9 protein-coding genes are annotated in these 13,261 nt (G+C 71.6%); 4 read left to right on the top strand and 5 right to left on the bottom strand.

The window, feature by feature from the left end:
* Nucleotides 1-5: 5 nt before the first annotated feature.
* Nucleotides 6-386, bottom strand: coding sequence for a DUF3037 domain-containing protein (locus tag ACWEF2_RS19745; protein ID WP_453817095.1), 381 nt, complete (start codon nt 384-386; stop codon nt 6-8).
* Entirely contained in the window at nt 383-1,192 is an 810-nt protein-coding gene (locus tag ACWEF2_RS19750; protein ID WP_453817097.1) for a HipA family kinase, read from the bottom strand. The genes ACWEF2_RS19745 and ACWEF2_RS19750 overlap by 4 nt, the downstream gene beginning before the upstream one ends.
* Before the next feature lie 133 nt (nt 1,193-1,325).
* Here ACWEF2_RS19750 and ACWEF2_RS19755 point away from each other — a divergent pair, with 133 nt between their 5' ends.
* Nucleotides 1,326-2,795: a serine/threonine-protein kinase gene (locus tag ACWEF2_RS19755; RefSeq protein WP_453817099.1), complete on the top strand. Its 1,470-nt coding sequence runs from the start codon at nt 1,326-1,328 to the stop codon at nt 2,793-2,795.
* Between the two features lie 73 nt (nt 2,796-2,868).
* On the opposite strand, the gene ACWEF2_RS19760 is transcribed toward ACWEF2_RS19755, so the two are convergent.
* Nucleotides 2,869-3,417: a TetR/AcrR family transcriptional regulator gene (locus ACWEF2_RS19760; RefSeq protein WP_453817101.1), complete on the bottom strand. Its 549-nt coding sequence runs from the start codon at nt 3,415-3,417 to the stop codon at nt 2,869-2,871.
* A 123-nt stretch (nt 3,418-3,540) separates the two neighbouring features.
* Here ACWEF2_RS19760 and ACWEF2_RS19765 point away from each other — a divergent pair, with 123 nt between their 5' ends.
* Both ACWEF2_RS19765 and ACWEF2_RS19770 read left to right on the top strand, forming a co-directional pair.
* The gene (locus ACWEF2_RS19765) at nt 3,541-5,763 is read left to right on the top strand and encodes an MMPL family transporter (protein WP_453817103.1); all 2,223 of its coding nucleotides are present in this window, start codon (nt 3,541-3,543) and stop codon (nt 5,761-5,763) included.
* A gap of 184 nt (nt 5,764-5,947) precedes the next feature.
* Nucleotides 5,948-7,723, top strand: a complete 1,776-nt coding sequence (locus ACWEF2_RS19770) for a trypsin-like peptidase domain-containing protein (RefSeq protein WP_453817105.1) — start codon at nt 5,948-5,950, stop codon at nt 7,721-7,723.
* A gap of 73 nt (nt 7,724-7,796) precedes the next feature.
* Here the strand turns inward: ACWEF2_RS19770 and ACWEF2_RS19775 are convergent, their stop codons facing one another.
* Both ACWEF2_RS19775 and ACWEF2_RS19780 read right to left on the bottom strand, forming a co-directional pair.
* Nucleotides 7,797-9,365: a CHAP domain-containing protein gene (locus tag ACWEF2_RS19775; RefSeq protein ID WP_453817107.1), complete on the bottom strand. Its 1,569-nt coding sequence runs from the start codon at nt 9,363-9,365 to the stop codon at nt 7,797-7,799.
* A gap of 457 nt (nt 9,366-9,822) precedes the next feature.
* Nucleotides 9,823-11,850, bottom strand: coding sequence for a protein kinase domain-containing protein (locus tag ACWEF2_RS19780; RefSeq protein WP_453817109.1), 2,028 nt, complete (start codon nt 11,848-11,850; stop codon nt 9,823-9,825).
* Between the two features lie 130 nt (nt 11,851-11,980).
* Between ACWEF2_RS19780 and ACWEF2_RS19785 the strand changes: the two genes are divergently transcribed.
* Nucleotides 11,981-13,237, top strand: coding sequence for an alpha/beta fold hydrolase (locus ACWEF2_RS19785; protein WP_453817111.1), 1,257 nt, complete (start codon nt 11,981-11,983; stop codon nt 13,235-13,237).
* Nucleotides 13,238-13,261: the final 24 nt, after the last annotated feature.

Consider the following 13,261-nt stretch of genomic DNA (forward strand, 5'->3'; position numbering starts at 1 on the left):
CGGGCTTACAGGAGGGGCCGCACCAGCCGGGCCACCAGACGTTCCAGCTCGGCCTCCGGGTCGGCGGTGAGGCCGGCGTGGACCGGCCCGGTCTGCACGATCGTGCTGCGCGGGGCGGTCAGCCAGCGGAACCGGCCGCCGAGCGGCTCCCGGGTCAGCGGTCCCTCCTCACCGGCGCAGGAGCGCCGATAGGCGTCCAGCGCGTGCCGTACGCCGTCGACGTCCGCGTGCGCGTCGAGGGCGCGCAGCCGTGGTTCGTCCAGTTCCACCCGGGCGCACAGGTAGGCGCGCGGCTGGCAGTAGAGCAGCACGCCCGCGTTGATCGACTCGCCACGCTCCACCCGGGGGATCACCCGGATCACGGCGTACTCGTAGACGTCTCTCACCGGTCGTCCCTCCAGAACGCGCCCACCGAGCCGGTCCTCGTCTCCCGCCTCGGCGCGTCCGACGGCTCGGGCAGCCAGGTGCGCGGGGCCTGGGCCCTGGTCAGCAGGTGCTCGACATACGCCTGCCGTACGGCCTCCGCCCCGTCGAACCCGGGCTCGTCCTCCAGCCACTCGTCGGGAACCTCGTCCACCACCCCGTCGAGGAAGTCCCGGGTGATCTTCTCGCTGAACTCGGCGTCCGCCTCCGCCATCCGGGTGGCGAAGGGGGCCAGCACGTGGTCGCCCGCGTCGAAATCGCGCCGAGGGGCGGCGGTGGGCCAGTTGTGGTGGAACCACAGGGCGGCGCCGTGGTCGATCAGCCAGGGGTCGCCGTGCCAGAGGAGCAGGTTCGGGTTGCGCCAGCTCCGGTCCACGTTGTGGATCAGGGCGTCGAACCAGAGCAGCCGGGAGGCGAAACCGGGGTCCGGCGGCCAGGTGAGCGGGTCGAAGCCGAGTGCGGCGGGCAGGAAGTCGACCGCCAGGTTGAGGCCGGCGCTGGCCTTGAGCAGGTCCTGTATCTCCTCGTCGGGTTCCCGGGCCCCGAGCTGGGGATCGATGTCGATCACCTTCAGCTCCGGGGTGCGGAACCCCAGCCGCCTGGCCAGTTCGGCGGAGATCACCTCCGCGACGAGCACCCGGCGCCCCTGTCCGGCCCCCCGGAACTTCACCACATAGGTGCCGAGGTCATCGGCCTCGACCACCCCGGGCAGCGATCCGCCCTCCCGCAGGGGCGTCACGTAGCGGACGGCCGTGATCTGTTCCAGCACCCTGTCAGGGTATCGGTTCGCGCCTTTCGCCGAGCGGTGACGGAGTTCGCGCACCGGGCCGGTGACGGGGGAGTGCGCCCGGTGTCCTCATGGGTTTCCTCACCCGGTGGGGACCTCGTTATAGTCGGGTGGCATGTCGCGACCGGCTCCCCTCCGGCCCGAGGACCCTCTGAGGCTGGGTCCTTACCGGCTGGCCGGTCGTCTCGGCCAGGGGGGTCAGGGGGTCGTCTTCCTCGCCGAGTCCGCCGACCACCCCCGCGTCGCGGTGAAGCTGCTGCACGCCAGGCTGCTGGACGACGAGAAGGTCCGCCGCCGCTTCATCGGGGAGATCGAGGCCGTCCGGCGGGTCGCCCCGTTCTGCACGGCCCAGGTGCTCGACGCCGACCTCGACGGCGCCCGCCCCTACATCGTGAGCGAGTTCGTCGACGGCGTCTCGCTCCAGGAGCACGTCGTGGCGGAGGGGCCCCGCGCCGACGGCTCGCTCGACCGGGTCGCGGTCGGCACCGCCACCGCGCTGGCCGCCATCCACCGGGCCGGGGTGGTTCACCGTGACTTCAAGCCGGGCAACGTCCTGCTCGGCATGGACGGGCCGCGAGTGATCGACTTCGGCATCTCCCGCATGATGGACGCCGCGACCACCACCGGCAAGATCCCGTTCGGCACCCCGGCCTACATGTCCCCCGAGCAGATCAAGGGGGAGCCGGCCGGGCCTCCGGCCGACATGTTCAGCTGGGCGCTCACCGTGGCCTTCACCGCCACCGGCCGCCACGCCTTCTCCGCCGACTCCTACCACGCCGTGCTGGCCAGGATCCTGTACGGCAAGCCCGACCTGGGCCTGCTGGCCGGCCCGCTCCGGGAGATCGTGGTGGCCTGCATGGCCGTCGATCCGGCCGCCCGGCCCGTCGCCGAGGAGGTGCTGCACCGGCTGTACGGCCGGACGGCCGCGGTGTCCCGGCCGGACGGCACGGCCACGGCCGGTGTGACGACCGCGGAGTTACCGGTGGTGGACCTGTCGACGACGGAGTTTCCCGCGGTGGGGTTTCCGTCGGCGGAGTCGCCGGCGACGGCCCCCCGCCCGGGACGCCGGTGGTTTCCGGGGACGGCTCGGACACACCGGCGGCGTCCGGAGGCGGCCCGGTGGTCTCCGGAGGCGGCGGGGGCGGACGGCAGGTGGTTTCCGGAGGCGGGGGTGTGGCGCCGGTGGTTTCCCGCGATGACGGCGGGCGTGGTGCTGGTGGCCGTCGTGGCCGGGACGATCGCCTTCCTGTCCCGTGACGACCTCCCCGCCGAGGGACCCTACCCGGGCACCTGGACCGGCGTCGCCGACTACACCGGCGCCGAACGGATCTTCCCGGTGGAGGTCAGGTTCGCCGCCGGGGGCGGCGGAGGCGTCATGAGGTGGGGGGCCGACCTGCACTGCGACGCCCGGCTCACCGCGACAGGACCCGGCCTCGCCTACCGGCTGGACCGAATCCAGGGCAGGCAGTGCTATCCGGGCACGGTGCTGTTCTCCCGGCGGACCGCCGACAGGCTGGCCTTCGAGGTGACCAGATCGGGGGAGAGAACCCCCCGCTACTCAGGCGAGGTCACCAGGTCCCGCTGAGCGGGTCCACGAGACGCCGGCGGCGGTGGGCCGCAGGTGTCCGGCCGGGGTGGTTCCGGCGGATGGTGCCGGGTCAGCCGGAGGAGTCCCACAGGGCGAAGGCGGCGGCGAGCAGGGGCTCCCGGACGGTCGTCTCGGGCAGGTCGACCGTCTTTACCACGCTGTACTGCAGTGACCCCAGGAGCGTCCAGGCGCGTACCCGCCTGGCGGGGGCCGGGTCCGGTCCGGCCAGCCGGGTGTAGATCTCGTCCCGGAAGGCGCGGATGGCCTCGCCGGGGGAGCCGGGCGGCGCGTCGTCGGCGCAGCTGATGTCCTCCATGATCAACCCGATGATCGTCCGGTGCCGGACCATGAAGGTCACCAGCGCTCCGATGAACGCGCGCTCGTCGCCGGCGTCGGTCTGGAACAGGGCCACGATGTCCTCGGCCGCGGGGGCGATCAGCTCGGTCGCGAGCCGGTCCTTGGGGTGGAAGTGGTAGGCGACGGCGGTCTTCGTCAGCCCGACGGCCGAGGCGATGTCGGCCAGCGAGGTCGCGGCGTAGCCATGCTCGGCGAACAGCTGACGGGCGGCGTCGAGAATCCGGCTGCGCGTGTCGTCGCCGTGCTCAAGTGTGTTCATCATCTCATTTCCACGCGCTTCACGGAATTTCTTGATATTCGCCCTTACGCTCTCATAGTACGTTTTGTACGCCCGTACAGGACGGTAGTTCAGCTGCATTTCGGCTTGTGAGCAGGGTGGTCACCGATGTCGGGTTTGCTGGGACGACTGGGAGGGTGGTGCGCGCGGCACGGCAGGGCCGTGCTGGCGCTCTGGGTGATCGCGGCGGTGCTGCTGACCGCGGGCTCCATCCTGTTCCCCGGTCCGGTGAACAGCAACGCGGCCATCCCCGGCACCGACGCGCAGCGGGCCCACGACCTGATGCGTGACGGGTTCGGCCCCGGCTACGACGCGGGCGGCACGGTCCAGATCGTGCTCCACTCCCCGGACGGTCCCCTCACCTCCCCGCCGCGGACGCGCGCGGTGCAGTCGGCGATGGAGCGGATCCGTGAGGTCCCGCACGTGGTGGCGGTGGATACGCCCTACCGCCCCGGGGGCCTGGCGCCGGACACCCGGACCGGCCTGATCACGATCAGGCTGAAGGGCCACGACAACAGCAAACTGGCCGAGACCACCGAACGGCTCTCCGCCGCGGCCGAGCCCGTGCGCGCGCTCGGCGTGGAGGCGGTGGCCGCCGACGCGTCCACCCCGGCGGACAAGGAGATCAAGACCGGGACCAGCGAGATCATCGGCGTGGTCTGCGCGCTGCTGGTGCTGCTGTTCGCGTTCGGCACCCTGGTCGCCGCGATGGTTCCGATCTTCGCGGCACTGGTCAGCATCGCGACGGGGCTGGGGGTGATCAGCCTGCTCGGCCATGTCGTGGACGTGCCCAAACAGGCGTCGATCATGGCGACGATGATCGGTCTCGGTGTCGGCATCGACTACGCGCTCTTCCTGCTCAGCAGGCATCGCAAGCTGCTGGCCGACGGGGTGCCGGTGCGGGACGCGGTGCCCCGGGTCGTCGCCGGCTCGGGCGGTGCGGTGGTGTTCGCCGGCGGCACGGTGATCATCGCGCTCAGCGCGCTGATGCTCGGCGGCTTCCCGATGCTCCAGACGCTCGGCTGGATCACCGGCATCTCGGTGGTCTGCGCGGTGATCACCTCGATCACCCTGGTCCCCGCGCTGCTCGGCATGCTCGGGCACCGGATCAACGCGCTGCGCCTGCCCTTCATGGGCCGCCGCCGACGCGGCGACGGACCCTCCGGATGGAGCGCCCTGGGTACCTGGGTGGCGAAGCGGCCCTGGAGCGTGCTCGCGCTGAGCATCGCGATCCTCGGGGCGCTGGCCGCGCCCGCCCTCGGGCTCAAGCTCGGCTCGCTCGACGACGGCTACGGCGACCGGGACACCGCGGCCCGCCGCTCCTACGAGCTGATCCGTACCGGGTTCGGTCCCGGCGCGAACGGGCCGTTGATCGTGGTGGCCGCCCTCGACGAGAAGGTCGCCGGGGGCGGGTCCGTGCCCGCCGTGCTGCGGTCGCTGAAGGAGAGGGTGGGCGCGGTCGACGGCGTGGTCCACGCCGGTGACCCGGTGCTCAACGCCGACGGCACCGCCGCGCTGCTCCAGGCCGTTCCGGAGTACGCGCCCAGCGATCCGGAGGCGATCGAGGTGGTCCGGGCCGTACGCGGGGTCCGGGTCGAGGGGGCGCGGGTGCACGTGGGCGGCGAGGTCGCCGCCCTGGCGGACGCGAGCACCAGGATCGCCGAGCGCACCCCGCTGGTCGTCGGCGTGGTGGTGCTGCTCAGCGCCCTCCTGCTGCTCCTGGCGTTCCGGTCGCCGGTGGTCGCGATCAAGGCCGCGCTGATGAACCTGGTCTCACTCGGCACCGCCTTCGGGGCGCTCTCGCTGGTCTTCTCCCTCGGCCTGGGCACCCGCCTGGTCGGCATGGACCCGCCGGTCGGCGTGGACGCCCTCCTCTTCTCGGTGCCGATCGACAGCTACATCCCGCTGATGCTGTTCGCGGTGCTGTTCGGCCTGTCGATGGACTACGAGGTCTTCCTGCTCACCGCGGTACGGCAGGCGTATCTCCGGCACGGGGACAACCGCAGGGCGGTGGCGGAGGGCCTTGGGTCGACCGGCCGGGTCATCACCTCCGCGGCACTGATCATGGTCGCCGTCTTCGTCGCCTTCATCGCCTACCCCGACCCGATGGTCAAGATCTTCGGCGTCGGCCTGGCCGTGGCCGTGGCCGTGGACGCCACCGTGATCCGCGGCCTCCTGGTGCCCGCGACCATGGTCCTGCTCGGCAGGTTCAACTGGTGGTGTCCCGCGTGGCTGGAGCGGATCCTGCCCGACCTCTCCATCGAGGGACACGACGAGGAGTCCTCCACCGAGAGGCCAGGTCAGGAACTCGCCGACGCCACGCGGGCCTGACCCCCGCCCACCCCGCGTCCGGGCGCGATCCAGTGCCTGCGGCGATGGCGATCTCGCCGGTGGCGGGGGGTGACGTCGCCGGGCGGCCGACGGCCCGTGGACCTCCCAGTCGCTTCCAAGTCCTCCCCAAGTCGGCTGAGCCATGCTCACCTCCGGGAAGCACGTTTTTGGGGAGAGTAAGCGAATGTTGGGAAGACTCAGCGCCGTGGCGGGGCTGGTGCTGGCCGGTGTGCTGGCCCTGCCGGGTACCGCCCTGGCGAAGCCGAAGGACCTTGACGTCCCGGTGGGAACGTGGCTGGCGGCCAGAACGCATCCGGCCGTGCAGCTGACCTCGGTGTCCTACACGGCCGATGTGGCCGTGCCGACCCCGGTGGCGAACCTGGACGCGATCAAGTCACTGACCCAGCGGGGCATCGCCGCCGTTCAGTCAGGCAAGATCTCCTCCGATGAGAACAGCATCTACAAGTGGGTCGTCCAGCAGATGGCCAAGGAGCCCGGACGCTACTTCTCGCCGGGCGCGCCGGAGCGGGTCGTGGAGGCGACGGCCGGCGGGCTCTGCACCGGGTGGTGGGTGACGCCGGACGGCTACATGGTGACCGCGGCCCACTGCGTCGGCCAGGAGGAGACCGAGCTGGCGCGGACCTTCGCGGCGCAGGCGCTCACCGAGGTCAACGAGAAGGACGCCGCGGACCTGGTCGCAGACCTGGGTGACATCGCCTCCGACGACGAGATCGTCCGGACGGCCGCCAAGATCTTCCAGGTCTGGAACGCGGACAACATCAAGATCCGTAACGTCAAGAGCTCGCTCTCGCTGCTGCAGAGCCTGCCCGGCGGCGGGGTGGACAAGACCGCCAAGGCGGTGCCGATCGAGCTGGTCGCCAAGGGCACGGTCTACCCGGGCAAGGACGTCGCGATCCTCAAGGCCAACGGGCAGAGCAACCTGCCGACCGTGCCGCTGGGCCAGGACTCCGATGTGCGGGTGGGCGACACCCTCTACATCAGCGGGTTCCCCGGAACGGTGACGCAGACCTCGCTGTTCAACCTGGAGTCCAAGCTGGACCCGGCCTTCACCGAGGGGCCCTACAACGCCGGCCGCCAGACTCCGGAGGGCGTGCCGTACATCCAGACCCAGGCCCCGTCCTATCCGGGGAACTCGGGCGGTCCGGTGTTCAGCAAGGACGGCAACGTCATCGGCATCCTGGTCGGCGGACTGATCCAGCAGGACGGTGGTTCCACCGAGGGCGAGAGCTTCGTGCTGCCGGTCAGCATCGTCAGGGAGAAGCTGAACGAGAAGAACATCACATCGGCCGAGTCGGTGACGACGAAGATCTACAACGAGGCGCTCGACCTCTTCTTCGCCAACCACTACTCCGAGGCGCTGCCCAAGTTCCGTGAGGTACAGGCGCTCCATCCGAACCACCCGTACGTCGCCAAGTACATCACCGACTCCCAGCAGGCCGTCACCGCGGGCAAGGACGAGAGCTCGTCGCCGGTCCTGCCGTGGCTGCTCTGGGGCGGCGGCGGCCTGGTCGCCCTGTTCGTGGTCGGCGCCCTGGCCGCCGTGGTCAGGGGCAGGAGCCGGTCGAAGGTCCCGCCGTCCTCCTTCCCGCCCGCGCCCTACGGCGCGCAGCCCGTCTATCCGCCGCAGGGACAGGGCCGGCAGTACGGTCAGGGACAGCCCGGCCAACTCGGCCAGCCCGGTCAGCCGTACGGCGTGTCGCAGCACTACCGGCAGCGGCCGCCGTATCCGCTCCCGGCCGCCCCCGAGGACAGGGGAGCCGTCCCCCCGCAGCCGCCCTACGGCGCCCCGCACCAGCAGCCGCCGTCACAGCCGCCGCCGTATCCACCGGCGCAGCCACAGCCCGGCCCCGGGGCGAACACCCGGATCGCCGGACTTGAGGCGGAGCTGGAGCAGTTACGCCGCACGATGGGGCATCGCCCGCCGGACCAGGGCCGGTGACCGGTGACCGGTGGGATGGCGATGCCTCCCGGCCGGGGGACATCACGTCCCCGGCCGGGAGGCATCGCCGTTCTCAGGCCGGTACGCCCGCCCGGCGGCGGCCCCGGTAGCCGCTGTGGACCAGGACGTCGCCGTACTCCCCGGTGGGGGACGCGAGCGGGACGGCCGGGGGAGCGGGAACGGTGAGGGCGGCCGGTGTGCTCCGGGGGGCGGGAACGGCCGGCGTCGACGGCATGGTCGTGCTCACCACGGGCTCGGCCCGGCGGTGACGCCGGCCACGTAGGGGAGCGTCCTGGACAAATGTGGAGGACTCAACCACAGGGCGCTCGTGAAGGCGGCGCCTGCCCTGGTAAGGCAGGCGAGAGCCGTCGTGGCGCCGATCGCCGGGCACGGGTCGCCCGGCGTGGCGCCGGCCACGCGGCATGGTCTGCTCGCCGTACGGCACGGGGTGACCGGCGTGGACGAGCCCGCTCTGACGGGACTCCTCGACGTGGGAGAGCGGGGACGTGACCGAGGGGAACCCGGTCGTCGTGGTCGGTGGAAGCGTGGTCTCGGAGACGGCCCGCGGGGAGGCCCGGCGCTCCTCGGCGAGGACGGGCACGTTCTTGACGATCCGGCGGCGCCCTGGGGTCCGGCGGGGCGGGCGGGTGACCGCGCGGCCCTGACCGGCGAACGCGGGCCGTGTCCTCGACTGCCTGACCTTGGCGTGGGCGATGATCGCGGCCGCGGCGAGCAGGACCGGCGCGAGGATGGCGGGGGTGGCCAGCTGTGAGATGTCGAGGGGAAGGTCGTGGCGGACGGCGACCGGGGCGGGAGCGGCGATCGCGTTGGTGTCCGCGGTGGCGGGTTTGGAGTGCTTGCCGGTACGGCCGGCGGCACTCTGGGACGGGGCGGGGGTCTTGACGGTCTTTGGAGCGTTCTTCTGCCCGGTCCGGCTGTTCTTCCCCACCTCCGAGGGCGCCCTGTCCGGTGTGGAGGACGTGACGGGGGAGTCGACGGCGGGCTTGGCGTGCCGGGCGGCGGCCTTGGCCTGGGCGGTGCTCGCGGGCAGGACGGTCTCTCGCACGGGTACGGACACCATCGACAGCAGGCTGGGGCCGAGGCCGAGCGTCATCGGGGTGTCCACGGGGGCGTCGGCGGTGATGATCTCCCGCTGCTGCGCGGCCTCCTTCTCCAGCCGGGCCTTGATCCTCTCGGGGTAGCCGTATCCGACGACTTTGGCGGTGTCGCGCTTCTTGCGCTTGGCGACCCCGCCGTCGATGTTCCCCTCGATCGTGTGGATCGTCCTGCCCTCGACCCTGGTCACGACCCCGATGTGGTCGATCTTCTTGAGCTGCCTCGACCCGCCCCAGTCGAAGAAGACGATGGCGCCGGGCTTGGGGGTGGTGCCCCAGGCGCCCTGCTGCTGGAACCATCGGGCGTGGTAGACGGTGTAGGCGAACTGGCCCATCCAGTCCTCGTAGCCGAGCTTCTTGGCCGCCCACGACAGATACATGTCGCACCAGGGCGCCGCACTGTAGTCCGCGTCGAACTCGACGTTGCTGCCGTACCAGTCACCGAACTTGGTGTAGCCGCCGCTCTTCTCGGAGTATCCGAGCTGGCTCTCCAGCAGTTCGATGAACTTCTGCATCTCAGGACTCATAGGGGGTTCTGCTCACCTCCCACGGTCGTGGAGACGTGATCGCGCCGCTCCCTCGACCGGGCCGCCGGAAGGCGGGAGTTGAGCGGTGACGCGGCCGGCGAGGATTGGCCGCAGGTATGGTCGGGACACGTGTGGCAGCACCATTGGGCAGTCGCCTTCCGTGACGAGTGAGGTTACCTGGGTAAAGGGTAAGTTACGGGAAGGTAAAGTGCACGCTAATGTGCTCTTAGCCACATAGATCACCCAAAACCTGACGTCAGCGCTGTTCTCCCTGCCTTTCGGCCTTAAACCCCCTTTTAGGGATGTTTGCCAACATTCATCCCGTGGAACCACAACAGACCTCAAACGGGACCCTCTGTCCCGCGCCCCTCGACACGGACACGTTCACTCACCCTCGGTGATCAACCGAGGAGGCCGGCCTGTCACCGGTGGCGGGTGCGGGGAAGGGGCCCCGGGTTCAGAAGAGGGTGTCCTTCGAGGTGTCGTCCGGGGTTTCGGCCGGGGTTTCGGCCGAGGGTGTCCCGCCGTCGGAGGGGGGTTCGGAGACCGAGGGGCCGGGGTCCGGGACCGGAGACGGCTCGCAGGAGGGGAGATCCAGCCGTACCTCGCGGGACCGCGCCTCACCCGAGGGGACGGTGGTGATCGTCACCGTCCGCCGGGCGTACTCCCCGCACCGGGGCGGCGCGGGGAACTCGCCGGTGACCTCTCGGGTGTACGTGGTCCGGCCGGACAGCTCCAGCACCTGGACGCCGCCGCTCGGCCCGGTCCCGCCGGTGCCGATCTTCTGGGTGAAGCCCACCCTCACGGTCACCGCCGAGGTGTCGGCGGTCCGCACCTGGAAGCGGACGGTGGTGCCGTCGAAGGAGGTGATGCCCACGCTCGGCGGTGCCGGGCACGGCTCGCCCCTGACCTCTGTCGTCCGGCTCCGCTCTCCGCCGGGGAACCGGGGGGAGGTGGAGGCCGTGACCCGCCGGTAGAGGGTCTGCCCGCAGGCCGGGGCGGTGAAGTCGTACGGCACGGCCTGGGAGTAGACGTCGGCCCCGGTGAGCGTGAAGGCGCGCGGGGGCGCCTCGGTCAGCCGGTCGCGGTCCCGGCCCTCGGCGAAGGCGACGGTCAGCACGACCTTCGCCCCGGTCGACGCGCGCAGGGCGATCACGGCCCCGTCCGCGTCCATCCCGGCGATCGTCAGGTTGGTGACCGCGTGCGCGGGAGCGGGGGGCGGCGTCCGCGGGGCGGTCGTGATCGGGGCCGGTGGCCGGGGAGAGTGTTCCGGAACGGCCCGGCCGGGCACGGAGGGGCGGCTCGGATCGGCGGTCTCCGCCGGCGGTGCCGTCCAGCCGACGGCGCTCTGTGGCGGCTTCGCCGGGACGACCGGCTCAGGCGGCGGGGATCCGCCCTCCGTCCCGGGCGGCGTGTCCTGGGCGGAGGGGGATCGCGGCGGAGGGGTGAAGATCGTGTCGGCGGAGAGCCGGTCGGTCGAACGGCCGGCGGCGACCAGTCCGACGGTGACCGCGACGGTGATCACGGCCACCGAGGCCAGGATCCGGGGGGTCAGCCGGGGACGCCGTACCCCGCCCACACGGCCGGCCACGCTCCTGGCGAGCGAGGTGCTCGCCCTCGGCGCGGGCCGGGCCAGCGGGAAGGCCAGCGCCAGCAGCGTCGCCAGCTCGGCCAGGTGCCGCCGCCCGCGCTGCTCCCACTCCGGCCCGTAGGCGGCCAGAGCCGCCGTCTCCAGCTCGGCGACGAACGCCCGCGCCGTCGCCGGCCGGTCCACCGGCCTCTTCGCCATGCCCCGGGCGATCAGCTCGCGCACCGAGCCCGGCACCGTGTCCAGCGGGATCGGCGCGGTCCGGTGCTGGTGCATCAGCGCGGCGTGATGGTCGGCCCGGTACGGCCTGCGCCCGGTGAGGCACTCGAAGAACACGCAGGTGGCCGCATAGACGTCGGTCGCCGGGCCGGCCGGGCGCCCGTCCCACTGCTCCGGGGCCATGTAGGAGGGGGTGCCGGCGGGCAGGTCCGGCTCCCCGGCGCGGGTGGCGACGCCGAAGTCCGTCAGCTTGCTGGTGCCGTCGGCCTGGATCAGCACGTTCTCCGGCTTGTAGTCGCGGTGCACGATCCCGGCGGAGTGCGCGAACGCCAGGCCGAGCAGGGAGCCCTTGAGCACCACCAGCGCGGCCTCGGGGCTGGTGGTGCCGTGCTCGGCGAGGATTCTCCTGAGGGCGACCCCGTCCACCAGCTCCATGACGATCGCGGCTTCGAGCACGTCCTCGTAGTACTCGTAGAACTGGACCACGTTCGGGTCGCACAGCTCCACCATGACGCGCGCCTCCTCGCGGAAGCGCAGCAGGAACCGGCGGTCGTCCCGCAGGTCCGCGTTCAGGTACTTGATGGCCACGTAGGCACCGGTGGCGGTGTAGGTGGCCAGCACCACCCGGCCGCCTCCCCCCGCGCCAAGCTCCCGAACCTCGCGGTATCCCGGAACCATTGAGTTCCCCCTCCGAGCGCCGTCGCTTGTTCGACGGTCTCACCCCCACTGTTGGTTGTCACGGTTGGCGAACTTTGCGGGCGGAGGTGAGCTCATTGCACTGAACGCCCCAACCGGTAATGTTTCGCCCGTGACTGTCCTGCTGCCTGGTGTTGCGCTTACCGACCACGTGTTCACCGTTCCCCTCGACCACGCCGACCCCGGCGGAGCGACGATCGAGATCTTCGCCCGAGAGGCGGTGGATCCGGCCAGGCGGGATCAGGACCTGCCGTGGCTGGTCTTCTTCCAGGGCGGTCCCGGCGGCAAGTCGCCGAGGCCGACGGCGGCCGACGGCTGGCTGGGCCACGCGCTGAAGACACACCGGGTGCTCCTGCTCGACCAGCGGGGGACCGGCCGCAGCACCCCGGTGACCGCCAAGACGGTGACCGGTACGGACGCCGAGCTGGCAGCCCGGCTCAGGCACTTCCGCGCCGACGCGATCGTGGCCGACGCCGAGCTGATCCGGCGTGAGCTCAACGCCGACCGGCCCTGGGAGACCCTCGGCCAGAGCTACGGCGGGTTCATCACGCTGACCTACCTCTCCCGGGCGCCCGAGGGGCTCAGGGCCTGCTACATCACCGGCGGCCTGCCGGGGATCGACGCGACCGCCGACGACGTCTACGCCCACACCTATCCCCGGGTCCGCGCCAAGGTGGACCGTTATTTCGCCCGCTATCCCGGGGATTCGGCCCGGCTGGACGAGATAGCCGCGCACCTGCGCGAGGAGGAGGTCCGGCTCCCGGACGGCGACGTGCTGACCGTGCGCCGCCTGCAGACCATGGGCCTGTGCCTGGGCATGAGCGACGGGGCCGACTATCTGCACTGGGTCCTCGACGAGGCGTGGACCGGCGGAAAGCTCTCCGACCTGTTCCTCTACGAGGTCATGATGGCCACCGGGTTCGTCGGCAACCCCCTCTACGCGGTTCTGCACGAGCCGATCTACGCCCAGGGGGCCGGCTCCGGGTGGTCCGCCCACCGGCTGCTGCCCCCGGAGTTCGCCGAGGACGGCCGGCCGCTGCTGCCCGTCGGGGAGATGATCTATCCCTGGATGTTCGACGAGATCTCGGCCCTGCGTCCCTTCAGGGGCGCCGCCGAGATCCTCGCCTCCGACTCCGCCTGGCCCGACCTCTACGACCCCGTACGGCTGGCCGCCAACAAGGTCCCGGTGGCCGCCGCCGTCTACTACGACGACATGTACGTCGACGAGGGCCTGTCCATGCGGACCGCCCGCGCGATCGGGAACATGCGGACCTGGGTGACCAACGAGTGGGAGCACGACGGTGTCCGCGTCTCGGACGGCCGGGTTCTCGGCCGTCTGATGGACATGGTCGGCGGCGTCCACGGCTAGCGCCGGCGTTTACGGCCGGCGCGG

The organism is Streptosporangium sp. NPDC004631, assembly GCF_053601935.1.